The sequence below is a fragment of the Petrotoga sp. 9T1HF07.CasAA.8.2 genome, from assembly GCF_002895585.1.
Taxonomy (GTDB): Bacteria; Thermotogota; Thermotogae; order Petrotogales; family Petrotogaceae; genus Petrotoga; species Petrotoga mobilis.
Map to the genome: position 1 here is coordinate 54,642 of NZ_AZRI01000025.1, position 23,837 is coordinate 78,478.

The 23,837-nt window shown below is 32.3% G+C and carries 26 protein-coding genes; 11 read left to right on the forward strand and 15 right to left on the reverse strand.

Going from position 1 to position 23,837, the window contains the following annotated elements:
- The first annotated feature begins 14 nt into the window (after positions 1-14).
- From rapZ to ispE, 7 genes are read left to right on the forward strand one after another with little or no spacing between them, the layout of a single operon-like run.
- Entirely contained in the window at positions 15-869 is an 855-nt protein-coding gene (rapZ, locus tag X925_RS05200; RefSeq protein WP_158245203.1) for an RNase adapter RapZ, read from the forward strand.
- 33 nt (positions 870-902) lie between these two features.
- Entirely contained in the window at positions 903-1,838 is a 936-nt protein-coding gene (yvcK, locus tag X925_RS05205) for a gluconeogenesis factor YvcK family protein (protein ID WP_121514386.1), read from the forward strand.
- Positions 1,826-2,746, forward strand: a complete 921-nt coding sequence (whiA, locus tag X925_RS05210) for a DNA-binding protein WhiA (protein WP_121959326.1) — start codon at positions 1,826-1,828, stop codon at positions 2,744-2,746. The genes yvcK and whiA overlap by 13 nt, the downstream gene beginning before the upstream one ends.
- A 27-nt stretch (positions 2,747-2,773) precedes the next feature.
- Positions 2,774-3,226 carry a transcriptional regulator NrdR gene (gene nrdR, locus X925_RS05215; RefSeq protein WP_012208011.1) on the forward strand — a complete coding sequence of 151 codons (453 nt, stop codon included), beginning with the start codon at positions 2,774-2,776 and terminating at the stop codon, positions 3,224-3,226.
- 35 nt (positions 3,227-3,261) lie between these two features.
- A complete protein-coding gene (gene greA / locus X925_RS05220; RefSeq protein ID WP_012208012.1) occupies positions 3,262-3,741 on the forward strand; it encodes a transcription elongation factor GreA in 480 nt (159 codons plus the stop codon).
- A gap of 46 nt (positions 3,742-3,787) precedes the next feature.
- Positions 3,788-5,296: a lysine--tRNA ligase gene (lysS, locus tag X925_RS05225; RefSeq protein WP_121959327.1), complete on the forward strand. Its 1,509-nt coding sequence runs from the start codon at positions 3,788-3,790 to the stop codon at positions 5,294-5,296.
- Positions 5,297-5,308: 12 nt separating this feature from the next.
- Entirely contained in the window at positions 5,309-6,082 is a 774-nt protein-coding gene (gene ispE / locus X925_RS05230) for a 4-(cytidine 5'-diphospho)-2-C-methyl-D-erythritol kinase (protein ID WP_103065352.1), read from the forward strand.
- On the opposite strand, the gene X925_RS05235 is transcribed toward ispE, so the two are convergent.
- Genes X925_RS05235 through X925_RS05245 form a run of 3 tightly spaced genes read right to left on the reverse strand, consistent with a single transcriptional unit; the run spans position 6,075 to position 8,246 of the window.
- Positions 6,075-6,338: an EscU/YscU/HrcU family type III secretion system export apparatus switch protein gene (locus X925_RS05235; RefSeq protein ID WP_012208015.1), complete on the reverse strand. Its 264-nt coding sequence runs from the start codon at positions 6,336-6,338 to the stop codon at positions 6,075-6,077. The genes ispE and X925_RS05235 overlap by 8 nt on opposite strands.
- Before the next feature lie 6 nt (positions 6,339-6,344).
- A complete protein-coding gene (gene ltaE / locus X925_RS05240) occupies positions 6,345-7,376 on the reverse strand; it encodes a low-specificity L-threonine aldolase (RefSeq protein ID WP_121959328.1) in 1,032 nt (343 codons plus the stop codon).
- A gap of 18 nt (positions 7,377-7,394) precedes the next feature.
- Entirely contained in the window at positions 7,395-8,246 is an 852-nt protein-coding gene (locus X925_RS05245; protein WP_233186692.1) for a DMT family transporter, read from the reverse strand.
- 141 nt (positions 8,247-8,387) lie between these two features.
- Here X925_RS05245 and X925_RS05250 point away from each other — a divergent pair, with 141 nt between their 5' ends.
- The 4 genes from X925_RS05250 to X925_RS05265 all read left to right on the forward strand — a co-directional run bounded on the left by X925_RS05250 (position 8,388) and on the right by X925_RS05265 (position 11,050).
- Positions 8,388-8,858, forward strand: coding sequence for a ribonuclease H-like YkuK family protein (locus tag X925_RS05250; RefSeq protein WP_103065355.1), 471 nt, complete (start codon positions 8,388-8,390; stop codon positions 8,856-8,858).
- A gap of 397 nt (positions 8,859-9,255) precedes the next feature.
- The gene (locus tag X925_RS05255) at positions 9,256-9,960 is read left to right on the forward strand and encodes a GntR family transcriptional regulator (RefSeq protein WP_121959329.1); all 705 of its coding nucleotides are present in this window, start codon (positions 9,256-9,258) and stop codon (positions 9,958-9,960) included.
- Between the two features lie 14 nt (positions 9,961-9,974).
- Entirely contained in the window at positions 9,975-10,538 is a 564-nt protein-coding gene (locus X925_RS05260) for a chromate transporter (RefSeq protein ID WP_121959330.1), read from the forward strand.
- A complete protein-coding gene (locus X925_RS05265) occupies positions 10,535-11,050 on the forward strand; it encodes a chromate transporter (RefSeq protein ID WP_121959331.1) in 516 nt (171 codons plus the stop codon). The genes X925_RS05260 and X925_RS05265 overlap by 4 nt, the downstream gene beginning before the upstream one ends.
- Here the strand turns inward: X925_RS05265 and X925_RS05270 are convergent.
- From X925_RS05270 to X925_RS05335, 12 genes are all read right to left on the reverse strand, one after another.
- Positions 11,037-11,996: a P1 family peptidase gene (locus tag X925_RS05270; protein ID WP_121959332.1), complete on the reverse strand. Its 960-nt coding sequence runs from the start codon at positions 11,994-11,996 to the stop codon at positions 11,037-11,039. The two genes, X925_RS05265 and X925_RS05270, sit on opposite strands and share 14 nt — an antisense overlap.
- A gap of 701 nt (positions 11,997-12,697) precedes the next feature.
- Positions 12,698-13,588: a DUF5685 family protein gene (locus X925_RS05285; protein ID WP_121959334.1), complete on the reverse strand. Its 891-nt coding sequence runs from the start codon at positions 13,586-13,588 to the stop codon at positions 12,698-12,700.
- A gap of 144 nt (positions 13,589-13,732) precedes the next feature.
- Complete coding sequence (locus X925_RS05290) at positions 13,733-14,944, reverse strand: hypothetical protein (protein ID WP_121959335.1); 1,212 nt, start codon at positions 14,942-14,944, stop codon at positions 13,733-13,735.
- A gap of 28 nt (positions 14,945-14,972) precedes the next feature.
- Complete coding sequence (locus tag X925_RS05295) at positions 14,973-16,079, reverse strand: GspE/PulE family protein (protein ID WP_012208027.1); 1,107 nt, start codon at positions 16,077-16,079, stop codon at positions 14,973-14,975.
- An 8-nt stretch (positions 16,080-16,087) separates the two neighbouring features.
- On the reverse strand, positions 16,088-17,215 hold the full coding sequence (ftsZ, locus tag X925_RS05300) for a cell division protein FtsZ (protein ID WP_012208028.1): 1,128 nt from the start codon (positions 17,213-17,215) through the stop codon (positions 16,088-16,090).
- Positions 17,205-18,518: a cell division protein FtsA gene (locus X925_RS05305; protein ID WP_158245423.1), complete on the reverse strand. Its 1,314-nt coding sequence runs from the start codon at positions 18,516-18,518 to the stop codon at positions 17,205-17,207. Before X925_RS05305 ends, ftsZ begins: the two co-directional genes overlap by 11 nt.
- Position 18,519: 1 nt before the next feature.
- Positions 18,520-19,008 (reverse strand): hypothetical protein, encoded by a 489-nt coding sequence (locus tag X925_RS05310; protein ID WP_012208030.1) that lies wholly within the window; start codon positions 19,006-19,008, stop codon positions 18,520-18,522.
- Entirely contained in the window at positions 19,008-20,933 is a 1,926-nt protein-coding gene (locus tag X925_RS05315; RefSeq protein ID WP_012208031.1) for a type IIA DNA topoisomerase subunit B, read from the reverse strand. Before X925_RS05315 ends, X925_RS05310 begins: the two co-directional genes overlap by 1 nt.
- Positions 20,934-20,956: 23 nt before the next feature.
- Positions 20,957-21,247, reverse strand: coding sequence for a DciA family protein (locus X925_RS05320; protein WP_012208032.1), 291 nt, complete (start codon positions 21,245-21,247; stop codon positions 20,957-20,959).
- 31 nt (positions 21,248-21,278) lie between these two features.
- A complete protein-coding gene (locus X925_RS05325) occupies positions 21,279-22,094 on the reverse strand; it encodes an aminotransferase class IV (RefSeq protein ID WP_012208033.1) in 816 nt (271 codons plus the stop codon).
- Positions 22,084-23,388 carry a tRNA (N(6)-L-threonylcarbamoyladenosine(37)-C(2))-methylthiotransferase MtaB gene (gene mtaB, locus X925_RS05330; RefSeq protein WP_121959337.1) on the reverse strand — a complete coding sequence of 435 codons (1,305 nt, stop codon included), beginning with the start codon at positions 23,386-23,388 and terminating at the stop codon, positions 22,084-22,086. Before mtaB ends, X925_RS05325 begins: the two co-directional genes overlap by 11 nt.
- Positions 23,378-23,836, reverse strand: a complete 459-nt coding sequence (locus X925_RS05335; RefSeq protein WP_012208035.1) for an HPP family protein — start codon at positions 23,834-23,836, stop codon at positions 23,378-23,380. The genes mtaB and X925_RS05335 overlap by 11 nt, the downstream gene beginning before the upstream one ends.
- Position 23,837 lies beyond the last annotated feature (1 nt).

A 23,837-nucleotide genomic window follows, 5' to 3' on the forward strand; every position in this document is an offset into this window, starting at 1 on the left:
GGCGATTGATAACATTGCTAACAAAACCAACAGTTTTTTTAATTACCGGTTTATCTGGCGCAGGTAAAACTTTATTGTTACAATCTCTAGAAGACGAAGGGTACTATACAGTTGACAACATACCCCCTCATTTAATAGAATCTTTTTTAAATATTTTATGCACTAGCAATGTCAAAAAACTTGCTATAGTAAGTGATATTAGATGGAAAGATCCCCAAAAATTGATCGAATTATTTAAAAATGTTGAAAGTTTAGCCAAATGTACTATGGAAATTCATAAAGTTTTTTTAAAAGCTGATAAAAGTGAACTAATCAATAGATACAAAAAAACGAGAAGAACCCACCCGTTAGGTCTTTCCTTAGAGAATGCCATTGATGAAGAAATAAAAGTTATGTCAGAAATAGAGAGTTCTTGTGACATAGTTATCGATACTTCCTCAACCGAACCAACTGAATTTAAAAAAAGATTCTTTCAGATGATAAAAGAAGATATGAAAAAACTAAAGTTAAATTTTATCAGCTTTGGATTTAAAAATGGTATTCCGCCAATCTCTGATTATGTTTTTGACGTGAGATATCTTCCAAATCCTTTTTATTTTCCAGAGATGTATGAACTAACTGGTTTAGATATGAAAGTAATGGAATTCCTTGAAAAATTTAAAGAAACTCATGAAACCGTTGATAAGATTGCTAATTTAGCGAAGTTTATTCAAGATAAATATTCTGAAAGTGGCCGTATAGAAGCATATTTTTGCATAGGTTGCACCGGAGGCCAACATAGATCGGTTTACATTGCCCAAAAGGTTTATGAAATTTTAAAAAAAGAAGGAAGAGAAGTAAGCATAGATCACAGAGATATAGAACGATAACATGGAAATATTCGTCAGGTGGGTAGATATGCTGTGAAAAATATTGTAACTATTGGTGGTGGAACGGGAACAAGTCAAATATTAAGGGGATTGAAATGGAATCAAGATATAGATATTGTTTCCATAGTAACCGTTACAGATGATGGAGGAAGTTCCGGTATATTGCGTGAAGATTTTAATATATTACCGCCAGGAGATATTAGGAACAATATCTTAGCTTTGGCTGAACAAGAAACCTTTCTGACTAAATTACTTAAATATCGATTTAATGAAGGATTCTTAAAAAATCATAATCTCGGTAACATAATTTTGCTAGCATTAACTAGAATTAACGGCAATAATTTTCCCTTAGCTATCAAAACATTGTCGGAAGCTCTGAAAATAAAAGGGAGGGTCTTTCCTGCTTCTTTGGACTCTCTAAAACTTGTAGCAGAACTTGACGATGGCGAAATCATTTTTGGGGAAACATCAATTGTGTTGAAAAACAAAAATATAAAAAGAATCTGGTTGGACGGCAATGCCGAAGCATTTGATGAAAGCGTTATGGCAATTCAAAAAGCTGATATAATAGTTTTTGGACCTGGCAGTTTATATACGAGTATTATCCCCAATATATTGGTAGACGGAATAAGAAACGCAATCAATTTATGCAAAGCAAAGAAATTATATATAGCAAATATTATGACACAGCCAGGGGAAACGACCAATTATTCTTTGAAAGATCATGTTGAAGAACTAGAAAATTATTTAGGCGAAGAATTAGATTACATCATAGCCAATAAATCAAATTTACCAAATGAAATAATTCAAAGATACCAGAAAATGGGATCTAGTCCGGTAAAGTTGGATATGGAAGAAGATAGAAGAGTAGTGGTATCTGATTTGGTTTATATTATAAACGATGAGGAACCGAAAATTAGACATGATCCAAAGAAAACATCAGAGTTGATTTTAAAATGCGTTCTATGAATTCATTTTCAGAAGCTTTAAAATTAAGCCTTGTGAACAGTGATTACATTTTCCCAGAGGCTGAGTTCTATGGTTTTTTCATAGGAAAAGGTGAAATTATTGAAAAAGAAACTGAAAAATTAATAAAAATATCCATAACATCTTTGAATAGTTTTAAAAGATTATACAAACTGTGCAAATTTTCTTTCACAGAAAAATTTGAAGTAAAATTTAACAACGAAAAAAGGTTAAATCTTGGTGGAACAGGTTCTATATTCTTAAACTATCAAACGATATATAAAATATTAAAGAAAAACAACCTTTATCTAAATGAAACTAAATTTTCCCCACCTTTAAAAAAAGATCCAGTAATTTTTGGATCTTTTATTAAAGGTTTATTGTTGTCTTGTGGATCTATATCAGTAAAAGAATCCTATCATTTAGAATTTAATTTGAAAACTAACAATGTATTTAAAGAGGATTTAGTTAGAACATTTAAGAATCTTTTAGGGGTAAATGCCAGATTTTTAAATAGAAGTAAGGGCTCAAAAGTATACATAAAATCACGCGATGACATTTTGAATATCCTTGAGCTTCTCAACGCCAAAGAAAAAGTAAAAGAACTTAGTGAATTAATGGATATAAGGGATTTACGTAGCAACGTCACAAGGACTATTAATTTAATATCTGCTAATTCATCAAAAACGGCTCATAGCTCAATAAAGCAAATTAACGATATACAAATTATTCAAGAAAGCATTGGTATAGATAGTTTACCAAACGACCTAAAACAAATTGCTGCTTTTAGATTAGAAAATGAAGATGCAAGTTTGAGTAACATGGCAGAATCTTTATCAATGAAAAAATCTACCTTGTACAACAAACTAAAAAAAATCTCAAAAATTGCCGAATCTCTAAAAAATACCTAATTTAGGTAAAATGGTGGTGCAATAATTATGAAATGTCCTTTCTGTGGTTACGAGGAAACTAAAGTTCTGGACTCAAGACCAGTTAGTAACGGCACTTCCATAAGAAGAAGAAGAGAGTGCTTGCAATGCCAAGCGCGCTTTACAACTTATGAAAGATACGAGCAAACAAGGATAAGAATAATAAAAAAAGATGGCAGAAGAGAACTTTACGATAGAAAAAAACTAATGAACGGGATCTTAAAAGCTTGTGAAAAAAGGCCTGTAAGTACTGATCAAATCGAAGAAATTGTTGATAATATAGAAGAACAATTAAGAAGAAGTGGCAATTCAGAAATTTATTCTTCTGAAATTGGTGATAAGGTTATGGAGCAATTGAAATCAATCGACCAGGTAGCTTATGTGAGATTTGCTTCCGTGTATAAAGAATTTAGAGATTTAGACAGCTTTTTACAAGCTATAAGAGAATTAAAAAATAGTTAATCACCATTATTAGAAATGGGAGGAGCGATACAAAAGTGGCTGAACAAGTATACCAACTAACCAGAGAAGGGTACGAAAAATTAAAGAGGGAACGAGAAGAGCTTAAAAAAAGACTTATGGGAGAAGTTGCCGAAAGAATTAAAGAAGCCAGGGAATTGGGAGATCTTTCAGAAAACAGTGAGTACGAAGAGGCAAAAAACGAACAAGGAATGATAGATTCCAGAATCAAAGAGATAGATTATATATTAGACAATGCAGAAATAATTGAAAATGGAGGCAACCACGATAACTCTACCGTAAGTTTGGGGAAAAAAGTGAAAATAAAAGACTATAGATTGAATAGAGAGCAGGAATTCGTTCTAGTTACCCCTCAAGAGGCAAATATAGAAGAAAATAAGATCAGTATTGAATCTCCTATTGGAAGATCATTACTAGGAAGGAAAAAAGGTGAAGTTATCAACATTAAAACCGCCAGAGGAAGTTCAAAAAAAATAGAAATCAAAGAGATAAGCTAAGATTTCATAGATCACAAAACTAACCTTACCAAGCAGGAGGCAAAGTATGGACCTTAGAAATATACGAATGCATCAATTAAAAGAAATGAGGGAAAAAGGATACAATCCGTATAAGTACAATTTTCAAAAAAATTATAATTCCCAACAGATCAAAGACCTTTTCGATAGTAAAATAGAGGCTGGCCAACAATTACCGGATGAAGTTTTTAATTTCGGCGGAAGACTGATGAATTTGAGAAAACATGGTAAATCTGCTTTTGCTGATTTAAAAGATGAATTTGGACGTATCCAGGTATATATCCGTTTGGATCAAGTAGGGCAAGAAAACTATGATTTTTTCAAAGAATATATTGATATTGGAGACTGGATAGGAATAAAAGGTTATCCCTTCAAAACGAGAACTGGCGAATTAACTCTTTTGGCTTTAGATATAGAATTACTCTCAAAAGCTATTCGCCCTCTTCCTGAAAAATGGCATGGCCTTAAAGATAAAGAAGTTCGATATAGGCAAAGATATGTGGATATGATCGCAAACGATGACACCATTAAAACCCTCAGAACACGTTTTTTAATCATAAAATACATCAGAGAGTATTTAAACAACAAAGGTTTTTTAGAAGTTGAAACCCCAGTTCTTCAAAGTATAATGGGTGGAGCAAATGCAAGACCTTTTATTACCCATCTAAACGTATATGATATAGATATGTACTTACGCATAGCCACGGAATTACATCTAAAAAGACTAGTCGTCGGTGGGATGGAGAGAGTTTATGAAATAGGGAAAATATTCAGAAACGAAGGTGTTTCAAACAAACATAATCCTGAATTCACATCTATTGAATTGTACCAAGCTTTCGCTGACTACAACGATATGATGGAACTAACCGAAGATCTCTTGTACAACATTACCAAAAAAGTTCACAACAAAGCAAAGATTATGTACCAAGGAGAAGAAATAGATTTCACACCTCCTTTCAAAAGAATAAAGATGAGAGAATTCATACAAGAAAATCTTGGAATAGATATAGTCGAGGCGAGTGATCAGGAACTGAAAGAGTTTTTGAAAAACAAGGGTGAAGAGGTAGAAATAGAAGACAGATACCATTACCTCGATAAAATATGGGATTTAGTCGAAGATAAGATAATTCAACCTACTTTTGTTATGGATTATCCTATCGAATTATCTCCACTGGCAAAAAGAAAAAAAGATGATCCAAGGTTAACCGAAAGGTTTGAATTAATAATAAAGGGCAATGAAATAGCGAACGCCTTTTCTGAATTGAACGATCCTCAAGACCAATTTGAAAGGTTTAAAAAGCAAATGGAACTGAAAGAGTTGGGCGATGAAGAAGCTCAAATGATGGATCTTGATTTCATTAGGGCGTTAGAATATGGTTTGCCTCCAACTGGAGGACTAGGAATAGGTATTGACAGGGTTTGTATGCTGCTTACTGATACTCCAACTATTCGCGACATTATACCTTTTCCAATTGTAAAACCCATGGCTTTCGAAGACGAAGAAGCCATGTTAAAAGAAGAAGAGACAAACGAATGAAAGAGGAGTTAAATGCATTTAAAAGCCTTTGGAAAAGTTAACCTTTACTTAGATGTAATTAGTAGGAGAAAAGATAATTACCATAATATTTTAACCCTTTTCCAATCTATTAACGAACACGACGATATTTTTATTGATTTTTCTGAAAGTGAAATATTCGAATCAGAACCTCCTTTAAATATTTCATGGGATAATAATATAATAAAAAAGTCCATAGAGACCTTTAAAAAAGAAACGGGTTTTGACAATTTTAACTTAAAAATTAAGCTTATTAAGAATTTACCTATGGGTGGAGGACTAGGGGGTGGAAGTGCCGACGCTGCTGCTGTTTTAAACTTCCTTTCAAAGAATTTTAAAATATCAGAAAAAGACTTATTCGAAATAAGTTGCAAAATCGGGAGTGATGTCCCATTTTTGCTAAAAGGTGGAACCGCTATAGGTAAAGGAAAAGGAGAAATTTTGGAATTTTTGGAACCTTTAAAATTAAATATAAAAATATTCCAGATGAAATATAATATTGATACTAAAAAAATGTACGAAAAACTTGATCAAAATTGGGAAAGTATAAACCATTTCGGTGATCCATACAACTTGTACGAAGCTTTAAAAAATAACGACATTATAACTGCTAAACAAAATGCGTTTAACGTATTCGAACAAGTGGCATTCAAAGAATATCCTAAATTGAAGCAAAAAAAGGAAGACATGGAAAAGGATGAAGGAATTATATTTGCTTTGATGTCTGGTTCAGGTAGTACATTATACAAAGTAATTTATGCTAACTGAACTCTTTATCTAACTTAAAGACAAAAGCAATTATTTCAGCCGCTAGCTCATACAATTCGGGAGGAATTTCTTCATCCAAATCTAAACCATAAAACTCTTCTACGGCTTTTTCACTTTTAACTATTGGTATGTTTTCCTCTTCTGCAATTTCTATGATTCTCCTGGCTATTGAATCTATACCTTTTGCAACTACTTTAGGTGCTTGATCCGTTCCTTGTTTATACCGTAAAGCTACTGCTTTTTTTGAATTAGACATTTTTTATCACTTCTTTAAATATTCTTTCATTGTTTCAACAATATAATCCACATCTTTCTTGCTTACCCAATAATTAGTTACAAATCTGAATTCCCCATTTTCTGGGGGATTTATTTTGATACCTTTTTCTAAAAAAAATGATACCATTTCCCTAAAATTTATATCTTCGTTTATTGTGAAAAAAACCATATTTATATGAATATCGTCTAAGTTCAAAGAAATTTCAGGGATCTCGCTCAGCCTTTCTCCCAGATATCTGGCGTTTTCATGATCTTCTTTTAGTCTGAATCTCATCTTTTCAAGGGCTATTAACCCTGCTGCAGCTAGAAATCCCGCTTGCCTTAAACCTCCACCCATCAGTTTGCGTTTCTTTTTGGCTTTTTGAATGAAATCTTTACTCCCAGCCACAATAGAACCTACAGGTGCACATAAACCCTTTGAAAGGCAAAACATGACTGAATCACAGTATTGAGTTATCTCCGTAGGATCAACATTCAAGTAGGTTGCAGCGTTGAATACTCTAGCTCCATCCAAATGAACGGGGATCTCATTCTCGTGAGCTATTTCAGATATTTCTTTCATATTTTCAAGCGGCACAACCGTTCCATTGGAATGAGCATTCTCTAGACATATCAAACCTGTAGATGGGAAATGAAGATCCTCTTCTCCCTTTCTTATCCTTTTTTTAATACTTTTAGGCGACATAACCCCCTTATCACTATTTATAGTTCTCAATTGTACGCTAGCTATTACTGAAGCCGCACCGACTTCGTGAACAACGATATGGCAACTATCATCAAGGATAACTTCATTTCCTCTTTCACAATGTGTAAAGATGGAAAGTTGGTTACCAAACGTTCCACTAGGAACAAAAAGTGCATCTTCCTTTCCTACTACTTCTGCAGCGTATTTTTCTAATTTTTTCATTGTTGGGTCTTCATCGTATACATCATCACCAACTTCTGCCTTAAACATGGCTTCTCTCATCTCTTGAGTAGGTTGCGTAACGGTATCACTTCTGATGTCTATGTATTTCACTAAAACTCCTCCTCTTTCTCAAAGCTCTTTTAAATCTAATTTCTTTTTCAAATATTTATTAACCCTGTACGAAAAAGTAGTTAAAATTATTACTCCAATCATAATTGAAGCCCCGGCTATCTGCAATCCAGAAAATCTCTCTCCCAAAAAAATAAATGAAAATAATGAAGCAAATATGGGTTCTCCAATGAATATAAGAACGGTGGAATTAGAACCAATTACCTTTTGATATTTAACTTGCAAAAAATTCACTACTATGGTTGCAGCGATCGCTGTATATATAACTGTTAACCAAATCGGAACACCTAACTTCCAGTTAGAATTGAATGACATTGACAAATTGATTATAGCAGCAAATAGAAACTGATAAGCTAAAAGCGAAGTTTCATCAACAACTTTTGAAAATTTTGTTATTAAAACAATATGAACGGCAAACAAAACAGCACTCAAAAACGTTAAGAAATCTCCAAAATTAAATCCCGAAATACCTCCAAAAAGCATGTAAGAACCTAACAAAGACAAAGGAAAACATACCCACTGAATAAAGTTGGGTTTCTCTTTTTCAATTAGATAAGAAATTATGGGAGTGAGTGGAATATATAAAGAGGTAATAAAACTACTTTTGGAAGCATCTGTAAAATTAATTCCATAAGTTTGCGAGGCATGTGCTAGTCCTAAAATTATTCCTAAGGTTGCCCCGTACTTGAAAGAATGTTTTTTCCAAATAAGAAAAGACAAAACGGCAGCAATACCAAACCTGATAAACAAATAAGGCAAGGTTTGAAGATCCGTCAACACCACCTTGTGAATCGGAAAAGTAGTACCCCATATTAATGTGGCTAACAAAAGCCAAAAAAACGCTCTAATCAACCTATAATCCCTCATCTTATTCACATGTTTTAGTGTATTATATCAAAATTTTAATTCGAATTTTAGTATCATTCTTAATTAATCTTAAAAGTTTTTAATAAAAATCGTTGCATTTTGGTGTATAATTGAAAAAAACTTATTTTGAAAAAAGGGGGTAACGTTTTCAAGTTAAAAAATCCAACTATAGGCACTATAGAATTCAAAGACTTGACTAATTTCATTGAATTATTTTTAGAAAACAAAAGTTACAAAGTTTGGGTGGGAACAGATAGCCATGCAAGAGATGGAGTGGTAACTTTTGCTACCGCTATAGTAATTTACAAAGTAGGTAATGGGGCTACTTATTTTTATTATGTCACTCACGAACGTAGATCATATGATATGTACTCAAGATTGATAAGAGAAGCAGAATTTAGTTTAAACACCGCAGAATTTATCGAAAATCACTTAAATTTAATAAAGCCAGAAATACACCTTGATATAGGTTTAAATGGTAGATCAAAAGAGGTTTTTAATGTTGTCACTGGCTATGTGAAGGGTCTGGGATATGATTATAAAATAAAACCAGAATCATTTGCAGCTACGAATGTTGCTCATTTATATACTAAATGAAAATATTTCTGCAATTGATGTTTCAATAGGATTATGGTCGTTTTCAATTCTCATCTTCTTCAAAACATATTTTGCATTTGAACCTCTTTAAATCTCCATAAAACAACTAGTCAGAATGTCTTTCTATAAAAAAAGTTGCTGATAACTTACCTTATTTTTTGAATTTTTGTGTGGCTCCCACACTTAAGGCAATCAATGTTTTTTTAATATATTGATTAATAATAGCATTCGAATTTTTGCTAATATTATTTCACTACAATCAATTTGTTTAGAAAATCATTCATATTTTCAGATTACTCTGAGAATTCTTGACTTGATTCGTTTTATTTGATATAATTTGTGTATACAAGTATGAGTAGACATATTTGTATATCTTTCTTGAAGGAAGGTAACTTAAATGGCCGATTATAAGACGCCAATCTATCAAAGGATTGCTGACAAAATAGTTTCAAGAATATATGAAGGGGAATATCCAATGAACTCATTTCTTCCGTCAGAAAATGAGTTAGCCGAGGAATTTCATGTAACAAGAACTACGATAAGAAAAGTTTTAAGTTTATTGAAACAGCAAGGAACAATTAAAAGTTACCAAGGAAGAGGGTATAAAGTTCAAACTCTTTTATGGGAGCAAAGTCTTTTAAAGTTTTACAGTTTTGGAAAAAGTATAGCTAGCAAGGTTGAAAATTCTAATACTAAACTAATATCGGTAAAAAACGTCTCTGGCTTGGAAGATGTTGATGAATTTGAGAACCTAGAATTATGGGAAATTACAAGGTTGAGATTAGTTGGTGAAATTCCTTTAATATTGGAAACCTCTTACATCCCTGTCGAATTTTTAAAAAAAGTGGATAATGAAAATCTGAAAACAAAACCTCTGTATGATTTACTTGCCAGAGAAGGAATAAGATGTGTCAATGCAAAAGAATATCTTGAACCCGTTCTTCCTTCGCTAGAAGCCCAAGAACTGCTAGAAATTGAAGAAAATATTCCCCTTTTTCAAACCACAAGATACACATATGATTCCGAAAATAGATTGGTAGAATTCAGAGAAAGTCTTATAAGAGCTGATCATTTTAGATTCTTTACTGAATTGAAATTGTAGGGAGAATAATAAAAATGGATGAAAAAGACAAATCAAAAATATTGTTAAAAATGTTCATTACGTTTTTTAAAATAGGGCTCTTCACTTTTGGTGGTGGGTACGCAATGATTCCTTTGATAGAGAAAGAAGTCGTAGAAAATAAAAAGTGGGTGGAAAAGGATAAGTTTACAGACACGGTTTCTTTAACTCAAACTATACCAGGAGCTGTGGCTATTAATCTTTCCATTTTAGTGGGATACGATATAAAGGGAGTATTAGGAGCAGTTATATCAACAATAGGGGTTTCTTTACCTTCTTTTATAATAATATTGGCAATAGCTTTTACCCTTACGAAAACAGCGGGACTCAGCGTTTTACAAAGTGCCTTTGAAGGAATAAGACCTGCTATAGCCGCACTTATTGTATACGCGGGGATAAGTTTATCAAAATCAGTTAAATGGTCCATGGTTTTAGTTTTATTAGCTGCAGGGGCTTTTGTTGCAATTGGAGTATTTAACATTAATCCTATTTATATAATTGTTATCGCTTTCATTATAGGCAGCCTTTATTCAATACCGCAAGGGAGAAAAAATTCATGAAAACTTTATTTGGTTTGTTCCTTTCTTTTTTTGAAATTGGTTTATTTGGATTTGGCGGTGGTTACGCTATGATTCCACTCATTCAAACACATTTAGAAAGAAGAGGTTGGATGTCGATCCAAGAATTTCTCGATTTAATAGCTATAGCAGAGGTTACTCCCGGACCAATAGCAGTAAATAGTGCCACTTTTGTTGGGTATAGGGTTTTTGGGGTAGTTGGTTCGTTGGTTGCAACAACTGCTGTTATACTACCTTCGCTAATTGTAGGATTATTGGTAGGCAGATATTTTAAGAACGGAAATGGTGATACTCAACAAAATATTCTTAAATTTCTAAAACCTGCTGTTATCGGGTTGATTCTTGGTTCCGCATATACAATTGGCGTTGCTAATATCGTAAATTTGGCGAGCTTTCTTATATTTATTGGGGTTTTGTTGCTCCTGTTTTTCACAAAATTAAATCCGATTTTTATAATAATTATGACAGGAGTAGTGGGAATTATCTTTTATTAGGATTCAAATCTTTGTAACTGAAAACATTACCAACTTTTCTTGCCGATTTGATAGCCCTTATAATGGATATTTCTACTACTTCTGCCGCCACTTCACCAATTAAAGTAACGTCGCTTTGCAAATCACCCGTAGACAAGCAAAAAATAGTATCTCCATCGTACATGGTGTGAACAGGTCTTATCGCTCTTGCCAACCCATCGTGGCTCATTTGAGCAACTTTGTTGGCTTCTTCTTTAGATAATTTTGCATTTGTAGCTACAACGGATAGAGTTGTATTTTCACCTGGATTAGCATTAAAACTCGATTTTTTCATATATTCAGATATATTCAAAAATTTATTGTTTTTATCAATAGCTCCGGCTATTATATCCCCTTCTTCGTAAACATCTCCTGTAGCGTTCACAACCGTTATCGCCCCGACTATTATCCCGTTACCTAATTCAATGGAGTAACTTCCTACCCCACCTTTCATAGCACTATTAACGCCTGCCGCCTTACCAACGAGTGCCCCGGTTCCTACACCAACGCATCCTTCTTCAACACAATTTGATGTTGCTAAATTTGCTGCAATATAACCAGATCTTTTATCTGGCCTAACGTTTGGGTCTCCTATATCCAAATCGTAAATAACTGCAGCAGGTACTATGGGGACTTTTACAGTATTTGTTTGAAAGCCTATACCATTTTCCTCTAAAAATTGCATGACCCCACTTGCTGCATCTAAGCCAAAAGCACTTCCCCCGGTTAATAAGACAGCGTGTACCATTTGAACAAGATTCCCCGGTTTTAGTAAGTCAGTTTCTCTTGTACCTGGGGCTGAACCTTTGACATCAACCCCACCTACCGCCCCATTTTCGGCTAGAATTACCGTACAACCTGTTAAGGATTTATTGTCAGTATAGTGTCCTACTTTTATTCCTGGTACGTCTGTTATACCATTGAGCATATCAAATCTTCTCCTTTTTTAAAATAACCAGTTGATTGTATTATTGTTTTTTAGAAAAATTTTGGAGTAAGGAAGAAATCTCACATTTCAATCTCTTCAATAAATACCCATAAATATTGGTAAATATCAAATAAATAAATATTATAAAGAATAACCCTTTTCCTTGTGTTGCAAAATCCGGAAGAAGTTCACCAAAAAAAGTAAACATAAGATAAAAGGCGAGAATTGAAAGGGTTGTAATAAATAAGTGTTTAAATAACCTTTTTTCTACAACAGTAAAAGCAAGGATCGGAAGAAAAAAGAGTAAAAATATTCCAATTGCTTCAACAACAAATCCACTGATAAATATTAAAAAGAAAATTGAAATACTGAAGATAAATGCATATCTTTTTTCTAAAAAGAAAACTCCCAGAGGAAGAGTTAAACTAACCACAGTGGGAGCAATTCTCAAATATCTTGACATAAGGAATAGCAAGAAAAAAAGGATAACCAAAAAAGCTGTCTTTATAAGGGGATTTTTTATAACTAAATTCATAAATTTTTAAAACCAATTACAAAGATCTCCGCCACCACATTCACAAAGGGTATCTAAACAGACAGTGGCTCCTAAACATTCTAAACAATTACCACATCCACTTCTTCCATAGCTATAGTAACCAGCTCTAAAAGTATCCATTTTTTCTCTAAACTTTTCATCTTCCTTATATTTTAAAAATAGGTTTTTGAACTCTCCCTTTTTTATTTGCTCTAGAATGGTTTGTTGCTCTTTCATCAATTTCTCCTCCATCTAAAATTTTTGTGACAGAATTTCTGTGATATATTAAAGAAAAAGTCGCTAGCTTTTTTACTAAATGCTTGTTAAAATTTGCGACTTCTTCAACATTTTCTAAGAACTCTTTTGAACATAAATCGTAAGTAAATAAAATTCTTTCTTTTTGATCTTGAGTTAATTCATCTAATTTTTTTACCCCAAAAGAGTTTGCTATAGAGTTAAAATTTCTTTTTTTTATATCTTTGTTAAAATCGTACACACTATCTACCAAATATAGCAAATAAGCTGTCACAACAGGCATGGTTGCTGGATATCCTTGAGGGAAAAATTCATCGAATAACATCTTCATAATTCCTTGAGATGGTTTGGCATAATCATCCAAATCTAAATTTTGTTCTTCTACCCTTTGTTGCATTTTTAATAGATGTTTGTATTCATTGATAGTTATGGGATCAAACTGTTCAAGTAACTTCATTTCCAACTTTTTCAAAATTTTCTTTGGAACTGGTTTCCCTTCTAAATTGTAATCTAAAAGTTTTCCATAGATTATAAGCAAATTGAGATACGCATAAGGTGTCATAAAAGAATTATTTTCAGGTTTAAATCGTTTTTTTAATCCTACATATGGACATCTGAATTCGTTTATATTCTCAACAGGGTTGTTCAACATGGAAAAGAAAACCACTTCTTTTACTGTCGTGAGTCTATAGAACTCACCTAAATTCTCCTTTAAAGAGTGACATAATCCACAATAGTAATATAGATAATTTTTCCTCTCTTCTTCTGTTGGAGTAAAATATATAGATATGTATCCGTACATTATTTCAACCTCATTTGTAGTATTTTTTCTCTCTTTAGAAATTTTATTTTAGCGCCCCTTCGCCCCGCAGCCCACCCATAAGGATAAAGGAGTATAGCCTTTGGCCCAGCTTTCGACGCATAAGGATAAAGGAGTTAGGTGAATTTAATAAACTTTCACTGTATGTTTCTTTGAAAATGTTTTATCCCCTATATTCACACTGAATTGAATTTCATACTTTCCTGATCTATCTAAATTTATAGTTTTAACGTTCGATAAATCAAATACTTTTGCCGTTCCCAATTCTGTTATATATACTCGAGATAAATCGTTATTCTCGTAATTATAAATTAGCTGTCCTTCATAGAATAACCTAAAGATCACTTGTGAAATTTCAAAGGCTTTTGGTTCTTCATTAGAATTTCTTAGTAAACCTTCAAAATAAAGCTGATCTCCTCTTGAGGCCGCCGAAATAACATAAACTAAAAGGGAAATATCGTTGTAATTTCTATCTATTTGATTAACTATATTCAAAGTGGTTACATAAGTTTGCTCAAAAGAATCAAAGTCGAATAATAAATAATAATTTCCTGGATCGAAATTTTTATTGATTTCAAAATCTAAAGGTATCGAAGACAGAGGATTCAAATTTAATGTTCCAAAGGAAAATTTCTGTGAATGGATAACCTTTTCTTTTTGTTTTATTGTTAGCGTTCCAAATAATTCTTTGTTAAAGGTTTCATTGGTCCCATTTATTGCTAATATGCTAATAGAAGGGAATTCCGTAGTTAAGTAAAACATCTCTTTAGCAGAAACATCTATAATCAATCCTTTATTGTATTCAAAGGTTTTAACAAGATTTACACTTTCGTCATTTAAGATAAAGGACACTCGGGCTTCATAGGTTCCTTTTTCTAAATCTGAAATCTCCTTTTCTCTTAACAGGTCAAAAACTAAAATTGTTTTATACGGTGAGATATCAGCTTCTACAGGTTGTGAGAACACATAACTGTATTCAACCTCAGAACTTTCCTGATTTACTATCAAAAATGAAAAGTTATTAATTTCTACATGAGAATCATTGTTGTTGGTATTTTGTATAGTAACTTTTATATCTAAATTATCTGGATAGTAATATTCTTCTTTTGATTCTAAATTGATATGAATCCCTTTTATAACTACATTGTAAGGTAAATCAAATCTTGAACCTCTACGCCCCATAATAATAAATATGAACACTAACATGGACAAAAATATAACGATGTAAAATGTCCATCTAATTATTCTTTTTTTAGATTGTTCTCTTCTTTCTCTTTCTTTTTTCCTTTCTTCATCATACTTTTGCCATTCTTCCGGGCTTTTTGAAAAATATTGCATGAATTCATCTCACTATTTTCAATATTATTTAGAAGGAAGATAAGTTACTTAAATACTGATCTTCATTGATTACCCCTTTATTAAAAAATTCCCGAAGTGTGGGCAACGGATCTATATAACAATCAGAATCTTTGTATTTTTCACTTACAAAATTAATACTCTTACCTTGTGATATGTCTCTTTTCAAATTTTTTGAAATTATCAAACCTTCAAAAACAGTTATAAAACCTTTTTTCCCTGTATTATAACAGTGTTCACATCCATTTCCTTGGCAAAAAGGACAGTTTTTAGGGATTAATCTTTGATTAAGGATGAGATCTAAGCTTTCAGAGAGATTTCTTACTTCTATTCCAAACATCTTCAACCTTTGAAGCACTAAAAAAACATTCTTAGCGTGTAACGTGGAAAATACCAAATGACCTGTTATCGAAGATTCAAATAACAATTTTGCAAAATTTTCCTCCCTAATTTCGCCCACAACTATTAAATCAGGATCTTGTCTCAATATATATTTTAAAATATCTGCTTTGTCTTCCTCGTTTTTTGATACTATTTGAATTATACCTGGATTAATATACTCTACTGGATTTTCTATGCTATGAACTTTTCTCCTTTTTTTGAACTTATTAACTATGTACTGCATCGTTGTAGTTTTGCCAGACCCTGTAGGACCAGAAAAAATAAGCATTTTTGATTTTTGATCAATTAATTTTTCGACGTTAGAAAGAATCATTGGTTCCATGAAAACTTTTATGTCGTTTATGTTTCTCAATTTTCTTAAGACACAACTTATTCCTCCAGAAGATCTAACAAAGGAAGCTCTATAATTGATGTTCTGGAAACGAAAAGAACCATCAATATTTTCAAAATCTTTTACTATATCGTACCCACAATTGATAAGCAATTTGTTTAGCACTACTTCGTATTCATATGCCCCCATAGTTTCTAAAGTTATTAAATCTCCACAGTATCTGGCTTTAACGCCTACCTTTTCGTCATGAGGTTCAAAATGAAAATCTGTAATATTTTCATCGTCATATTTTTTCAAAAAGTTGTCTAAAATATTTTCTTCTACTTCATAATTCTTTAGGTCTTTATTATACAAGAGGTAGAAATTAGAGGGTTTCTTTTTCATTATTATTGTTATTGTTGTTGGACTTCTTCTCCTGGAATTTCTTCTACATGATCTTGCAAATACTTGTTCAATCTGGATATTTCTTCGGCAACCACACCTTTTCCAAACTGTCTATATAATGCTGGTTGTTCATAAAGATCTAGATAGTTTTCTTCTCCAGGCAATTTGTCGTAACCGGATGCTATAACCGTTACCTTAATAACTTCAGGAGGCAAATCTATAATTGTAATTCCCATTTTTAGTCGTGCATCATCAATTGCGTATGAACGTAAAATTTCATTGACAATTTTGACATCTTGTGTGGTTGGAGTCTTACCCGCGATGTTTACTAAAGCAGCTGTTGCATTCCTTACAGGATCCTCTAAAATTTTACTATTCAATGCATTTTTTATAGCTTCTTCAGCTCTTTTTTCTCCTTTTGCAAGTCCAATACCAAGCATCGCAGAACCTTTTATGCGTAATACCGACGCTACATCTGCAAAATCTAAATTGATCATACCTGGTTTGGTTATCAAATCGGAAATACCAGTAATTGCTTGAATAAGTATTTCATCAGCTTTCTCAAAGGCTTTGTCAATTGGAATATCATCATCGTTATCTATAAGTTTATCGTTTGATATTTTAATTAAACTATCCACATACTTTTTAGTTTCTTGAAACCCTTTCAAAGCTATTCTTTCTTTTGTTGATCCTTCAAAGTGAAAAGGTAAGGTAACTATTGCCACAGTCAAAATACCCATTTGTGTAGCTAAATCAGCTATAATAGGTACAGCCCCTGTTCCTGTACCTCCCCCTAAACCCGCGGTTATAAATAAAAGATCTGTATCTTTCAAAGTTTCTTTTAAATCATCCTGACTTTCTAAAGCTGATTTTTTACCAATTTCTGGATCTCCACCGGCACCTAGACCTTTTGTCAGTTCTTTACCCAATTGAATTTTTGTAGGTGCGTCATTATTTTCTAATACCTGTACATCCGTGTTTGCAGCAATCAGTTCTACATCATCAATGCCTTTTTTTATCATTCTTTGAATAGCATTATTCCCTGCTCCTCCAACGCCTATTACTTTTATCTTATAACTCGTTTTCCTACTAAACAATTTATTTCGTTTGTTGATTTCTTCCATTTCAAAGGGCATCTTCTTCTTCACCTCCCGTTATTTTCTTAAAAAAAGTCTTTAAGGTGGATGTTGTTTTTTTGGAAGATTTATTTCTTTTGGAGGATTCTGAACGCGTCTCTTTGTTTTTTTCATAAAGATTTTCTTCTAACAAATCGATTCTGTACCTTTCTATTAACCCAAAAACAGTTTGAAATTCCGGATCCTTAGCTAATTCTTCTGGAATGTTCTTGAACGAGTCAAAAGATACTATGGAACTTTTCCTGAAATTTTCACCCATTAGTTCTTTAACGGTGGTTTCAATATTTTTTATTTTCGAACCTCCCCCGGTCAATACTATTCCTCCCTGTAAAGCACCTACTTCAAAAGTTCTTTCATAACCTATTTTTGAGAGCTCTCCATTTAACCTGCTTATAATTTCTCTGACTCGAGCAAAAATAATTTTATTTAAAAGACTTAGAGGAACATAAGAATACCCACTACCTGTCAATAATTGGAAATTCACCTTTTTCATTGTTTTCGTTTCTCTTGAACATGCCCCTTCCTCTTCCAATAACCTATGTGCCTCTCTTTCAGAAACCTTGAGTATATTGGAGATATCTTTTAATACATATTTAATTCCATACGGAAAAGTGTAGAATAATTTTGGAATTCCATCTTTAAAGATGATTATTCTACAAGAATTGTACCCAAAGTCTATCACAGTGATGCCGACATTTCTATCGTTGGGGGTGGTAATTATATAACTATTCGATAAAGTTGAATCGTATATAGGAATTTCAGAAGTATAGACAATATCTTTTAAGACGTTAATTAACAGCGAAAAGGAATTTTCATCTACCCATACAATGTTTAGTGTTGTAGTTAAAGATTTTTCAGCAAAAAAAGAAACTGGATTTTTTACTTTTTTTTCGTCGATATGAAACTTCACAAAGTTTGAATCTAAAATTATTTTTCCCTCGTCTGTGTATTTTTTGATAATGCTTTTCTTGATGTTTCTGAGTTCCTCTTCTCTTATTTCTGTCCTTTTGCTAAACTCAACAGTAAAATGCTCTTCTGTGATATTCAAAGAGTTAGTGGAATATCCTACAATAATTTCTGGATTTTTAATCTTCTTTGGAGACTCCTGGTTCAACTTTTCTATAAGCGTTTCAATTGATCTACGTAGTGATTCCATATCTTGTATTTCACCATTAATGATACCGTCCACTGGAAGTTTACTCAGTGAAATTGGCACAATACTTCCATCTTCTTCTATTTCAAAAAGTACTCCCTTTAGAAAAAAACTACCGATATCTATTCCAATCAAATAATTCTTAGCCATACTAAAGCCCCCGATCATCGATTTTAAAGAAACTATGGTTACTAATGAAATAATTCCCAGGTCCCAAAAATTCTATATTACTAAGAGTGATCAAAAAATCTTTAATTTCTGGTAATTCAAGGTACTCAATTCTAATGTTATTATAACAAAGTATTTCTTTATTCGGAAAATTTATTTCTCTAATCGACGTATTACAACAAATACTTTTGACAAAATTGAGTTCTTCTTCTTTTTTTATTTTATCTTTCGAAAAAATTACTTTGATGAATTTTGGATAGGGATGATCGCTAACAAATGTTATTTTATCATAAATATCAAAATAAAAATATCTATTATTTATTTCTACGTAATAAATACTTTTCTCAATTTCTACTTTATCTTTATAAACAAAAAATTCTTCTTGAGTTTCAAAAAAAGGGAGGAGATTGTAAACACAAATTATTAAAAGTAGAAGGTAAAAAAAGGTTAAGATTAACTTTTTCCATTGCACTAGATATCTAGCTCTTTCACCTTATTAGCATTAGATTCAATAAACTCTCTTCTAATAGAGGGATCGTATCCCATGAGTATTTCTATCATCTCTTCTGCCATTTCTAAATCTTCCATCTTTATTTTTACAAGTTTTCTAGTGTCTCTATCCATAGTGGTCTCTCTCAATTGGTCAGGGTTCATTTCTCCTAATCCTTTATATCTTTGTATTCTCCATTTTTTATCCCCATATTTTTTCTTCAACTCTTCAAGTTCTTCGTCGGAATAAAGATAAAAATGTTGTTTACCAATCTCAAATCTATACAGAGGAGGTTGAGCAATGTATACATATCCTTCCTCTATTAAAGAACGCATGTATTTGTGAAAAAGCGTCAACACTAAAGTTCTAATATGTGCGCCATCAACATCTGCATCAGTCATGATAATGATTTTACCGTATCTCAATTTAGACAAATTGAACTCTTCTCCTATACCAGTTCCTAATGCAATGATAATATTCGAAACTTGTTCATTTTTTAAAAGTTTTAAAAAATCAGTTTTTTCTGCATTTAGAATTTTCCCCCTCAAAGGTAAAATCGCCTGGTACATTCTATCCCTAGCTTGTTTGGCATTTCCCCCAGCCGAATCTCCTTCAACTATAAAAAGTTCTGATTCGTTTAAATCCCTCGATGTACAATCTGCCAATTTGCCTGGTAGAGTTGTATTTTCGAATATTGTTTTTCTTTTAATGCTGTCTCTGGCTCTTTTAGCAGCAAGTCTTTTTTTATATGCTAAAAACATTCTTTCAAAAATATTTTTTGCTTCTTTTATATTTGCATCAAAATATAAAGATAATTTCTCTGTAGTTATTTGATTTACTGCTTCTCTGGCAACTTTAGATCCCAATCTTCCCTTTGTTTGACCTTCGAAAACAGGATTGGGCATTTTTATATGTATTATGGCTAATAATCCTTCTCTCACATCTTCTCCACTAAAATTCTCGTCTTTTTCCTTTAAAACATTGTACTTTCTTGCATATTCATTTGATAATCTTGTTAGAGCTTGTTTGAATCCAGATTCATGTTCCCCGCCATCGATAGTCCTAATGTTGTTCACAAAAGAGATTACTTCGCTTTCTTCAGAATCCGTATAGACAAAAGCTGCTTCCACTTGAATTTCTGACTCCACTTTACTATATTGATATGATCCGTACATGTAAACCGGCTCGGAAATAGAATTCATCTTCCGCCGTTTCAAGATGTAATTTATAAATTCGTTCAAACCGCCAAGAAAATGAAATTCTTGCTTGTAATCTCTTTTTCTATCTTCAAAGATAACTTTCAAGTTAGGATTTAAAAAGGCTATTTCTTTCAACCTATTCTCTATTAATCGTGATTCAACAGTTATATCTCCATCATCGAATATTTCTTTATCAGGGAGAAATTTCACAACAGTCCCACTCTTGTCTGTTTCGCCTACAATAATTACATCTGTTTGAGGAACACCTCTTGCATACTTTTGATAGTATATTTTCCCGTCTCTGTAAACCTTTACCTCCATATATTCGGACAAAGCGTTAACAACCGATGCTCCTACTCCATGAAGTCCTCCACTAACCTTATAGGCTTTTTTATCAAACTTTCCACCAGCATGAAGCGAAGTCATAACTAACTCCAATGTATTTTTATTTTCAGTTGGATGTATATCTACAGGTATACCTCTTCCGTTATCCTCAACTTCAATAGAATCATCCTCATTCAAAGTAACTCGAATTGTATCACAAAACCCGTTAACATGCTCATCTATGGCGTTATCGATTATTTCATAAACCATATGGTTTAACCCTGTTTTACCCGTTGATCCTATGTACATTCCAGGTCTTAACCTAACAGGTTCTAACCCTTTCAAGACCTTTATATCGTTTCCAGAATAAGTTTTTTCTACCATTTAAACACCTCCACAAGCGTTTCTCAAGAAACAATTCTAATTCTATTTATCGTTTCATTTTCCAGAATAGAATTTATCGCGTTCAATAATAATTTTTCCCTAAAAAGTATTTCCTGTTTAACATAATTGTCAGCACAGGCTATTTCCACTATCTTATCTTTTAAGAGATAATTTTTAACTGTTACATTTTTTGATAAATTCTCAGGAATATACTTAGGTAATTCTTCTCTTAATCTTTTTATTATATATATTTTTTTGTAAACCAAATTTTTTTTAGAAAGTTGTTTTAAAACACCTTCAAATTTTTCCTCCATTTTAGACCATCTTAATAGTAAAGTATTCCTCTCAATCTTCTATTTTTTCTGTTATAAAATCTTTCCAATTGTCAAGAATAGCTTCCGTTACTACACCAGGTACAGTAAAAGTAAAATCAGGAAAAATTCTTCTAACAGGTACTACACCTCTTGAAGTGTGGGTAAGAAATACTTCCTCGGCAGATAAAAGTTCCCATACTTGAACATTTGCTTTCTCTTCAACTTCTAAAGATAAATCATTTGCTAACTCAAGGACATCTTCTCTAGTTATCCCTGGTAATATCCCCGATGAAATATGAGGAGTCAATAAAACACCTCCACTGACATAAAAAATATTAGAGTATGTACCTTCGGTTACATTACCGAACTCATTTAAAACGATGGAATCATAATAATAATCATATTTTTTATGGATGTATTTGATTGAACCATTTAAAGGTGTTTTTACATAATAAGGAATAATAGGAGACGAAGTTTTTCTTTCTCTCGCTATATTAACTACAACACCTTCTTCGATCAAATCTACATCCTCTTTCAACTCTTCAACAAAGCAATAAAATGTTTTATATTTAGAAGTGAAAGGAGTTACATATATTTTAAATCTGAATTCTTCATAATTATGAATCTTTTTTGCCTGATTTAAAATTATTTTTATCTTTTCAAGAGGTGGTATTTCAAATGCCATAAAATCAGCAGATCGTTTCAATCTATCATAATGTCTTTTTAAATTGTAAGGAATACCTGAATAAGTTCTAAGTACATCATAAATCGAATAACCATTCACGAACCCTTCATCATCTCCACTAACCAATGGAAATTCTACCCACTCTTTACCATTATAGAACATTCGATACCACCCCTTTATTTTCTTTAGACAAAGAAGATATCACCGTACTAAAAAACTCACCTTTTTCAATTTTTTTCTCATGAAATTGAACATTATGGGGGATGTAATATTCATCGTATCCAAAAAGACCTTTTTTTGAGCTACTTTCTGTTAATACTTTAACTCTAGACCCTAACATATCATTCAAGTAATTTTTTCTTGAGAGATCAGCAATTTTATCCATTTGTGAAAGTCTGTCTTTTTTTTCATTTCCAGGTATCTGATTTTGCATCTTAGCTGCTACAGTTCCCTCACGTAATGAGTACCTAAAACTATGGACTTTTAAAACCTTAAGTTCTTCAATTGAATCAAACAGGATTCTTAAATCTTCCTCATCTTCACCAGGAAAACCAACTATGAGATCACAAGTAATAGAAAACTTTGAGTCGTATTTTCTTAAGTTTTCGATGGCTGTATAAATCATTTTTCTATTATATTTTCTATGCATTGATTGTAAAATTTTATCAGAAAAATGTTGAATCGAAAGGTGTATGTGTTTTTCAAATATTGGATAAGAATTCAATATGGTAGACAAATTGTCAGTAATTATTTCAGGATATAGAGACGTTATTCTTATTCTAATTTCTTTATCAGCAAAACTCTTCCCGATTTGATTTAATAGTTCTTCTAAGGTTTCTGAATTGTCCATTCCATAATATCCCAAATTTGTTCCAGTTAGCACTATTTCTTTATACCCTTTTTCAATAAATTTTTCTATACTTTTTATAACTTCTTCTGTTGGTAAACTGACTATTTTTAATCCTCTCAAGAATCTTATTTTACAGAATGTACATGAGTTAATACATCCTTCTTCAATAGGTAAAAAGATCCGTGTTCTGTCACCATACGGTTCGTTGGGAACTAATATGTCATATTTTTCATTATGGAACCAAAAATATTTATCTGAGTATATACCTTCTTCACACAATAAACGGTCTATTTGTTTTTTTTCTAAATTACCTAAGACCAAATCGGCGCCTACTTTTTTTAATTCTTCGGGATCAGATACAGAATAACAGCCTGTAGCTATAATCTTGGAATTTTCATTTGATTTTTTTAATCTCCTAATTGTTTGCCTTACCTTTCTTTCAGCCTCTGAAGTTACGGCACAAGTGTTTAAAACGTAGATATCACTCTTACCCATTTTTTCTTCAAATACAATATCAAAATGAGGAGATAGTTTCTCGGCCATCGCTTGACTTTCAGCTTGGTTCATTTTACATCCAAAAGTAATAAAAGAAACTTTACGCTTCATATTCTATTTCACCAGTCAATGTTCTACTAAGTAAACCTATTCTTCTAATAACCCCCACTAATCTTTCATTGTCATCAACAACTGGCAGAACCTTTAATTTATTTTTTATTATTACATCTGCTACATGTAAAACCGTATCATCAAAGTAAACCTTAAATGGCTTTTTTATCATAAAATCAGATACTGGACGATCCAATATTTTTTTTAATCCATTAAAAAATTGATGGCTATCCGGTATAAAAGAAGTAGTTTCCATAAGCTTCAAATACCCCGGAAGTGAGGCGTCAATGATACCACTTTCGCTTAAATATCCCACCAGTCTAAAATCACTTGTAACTATGGGAAGCGCAGATAAATTATGCCTACGACATACCGTAATAAAACGCTCTACTTTCTCATCTTCCATTAAAGACGTTAGATCTCTCTCCATTATTTCCTTAGCTTTCAAG

What these genes read in the sequence shown, in the direction of transcription:
- whiA (WP_121959326.1), top strand. Translation starts at nt 1,826, where the DNA reads ATGCGTTCTATGAATTCATTTTCAGAAGCTTTAAAATTAAGCCTTGTG.
- nrdR (WP_012208011.1), top strand. Translation starts at nt 2,774, where the DNA reads ATGAAATGTCCTTTCTGTGGTTACGAGGAAACTAAAGTTCTGGACTCA.
- lysS (WP_121959327.1), top strand. Translation starts at nt 3,788, where the DNA reads ATGGACCTTAGAAATATACGAATGCATCAATTAAAAGAAATGAGGGAA.
- ispE (WP_103065352.1), top strand. Translation starts at nt 5,309, where the DNA reads ATGCATTTAAAAGCCTTTGGAAAAGTTAACCTTTACTTAGATGTAATT.
- X925_RS05235 (WP_012208015.1), bottom strand. Translation starts at nt 6,338, where the DNA reads ATGTCTAATTCAAAAAAAGCAGTAGCTTTACGGTATAAACAAGGAACG.
- X925_RS05255 (WP_121959329.1), top strand. Translation starts at nt 9,256, where the DNA reads ATGGCCGATTATAAGACGCCAATCTATCAAAGGATTGCTGACAAAATA.
- X925_RS05260 (WP_121959330.1), top strand. Translation starts at nt 9,975, where the DNA reads ATGGATGAAAAAGACAAATCAAAAATATTGTTAAAAATGTTCATTACG.
- X925_RS05265 (WP_121959331.1), top strand. Translation starts at nt 10,535, where the DNA reads ATGAAAACTTTATTTGGTTTGTTCCTTTCTTTTTTTGAAATTGGTTTA.
- X925_RS05270 (WP_121959332.1), bottom strand. Translation starts at nt 11,996, where the DNA reads ATGCTCAATGGTATAACAGACGTACCAGGAATAAAAGTAGGACACTAT.
- X925_RS05285 (WP_121959334.1), bottom strand. Translation starts at nt 13,588, where the DNA reads ATGTACGGATACATATCTATATATTTTACTCCAACAGAAGAAGAGAGG.
- X925_RS05290 (WP_121959335.1), bottom strand. Translation starts at nt 14,944, where the DNA reads ATGCAATATTTTTCAAAAAGCCCGGAAGAATGGCAAAAGTATGATGAA.
- X925_RS05295 (WP_012208027.1), bottom strand. Translation starts at nt 16,079, where the DNA reads ATGAAAAAGAAACCCTCTAATTTCTACCTCTTGTATAATAAAGACCTA.
- ftsZ (WP_012208028.1), bottom strand. Translation starts at nt 17,215, where the DNA reads ATGCCCTTTGAAATGGAAGAAATCAACAAACGAAATAAATTGTTTAGT.
- X925_RS05305 (WP_158245423.1), bottom strand. Translation starts at nt 18,518, where the DNA reads ATGGCTAAGAATTATTTGATTGGAATAGATATCGGTAGTTTTTTTCTA.
- X925_RS05315 (WP_012208031.1), bottom strand. Translation starts at nt 20,933, where the DNA reads ATGGTAGAAAAAACTTATTCTGGAAACGATATAAAGGTCTTGAAAGGG.
- X925_RS05320 (WP_012208032.1), bottom strand. Translation starts at nt 21,247, where the DNA reads ATGGAGGAAAAATTTGAAGGTGTTTTAAAACAACTTTCTAAAAAAAAT.
- X925_RS05325 (WP_012208033.1), bottom strand. Translation starts at nt 22,094, where the DNA reads ATGTTCTATAATGGTAAAGAGTGGGTAGAATTTCCATTGGTTAGTGGA.
- mtaB (WP_121959337.1), bottom strand. Translation starts at nt 23,388, where the DNA reads ATGAAGCGTAAAGTTTCTTTTATTACTTTTGGATGTAAAATGAACCAA.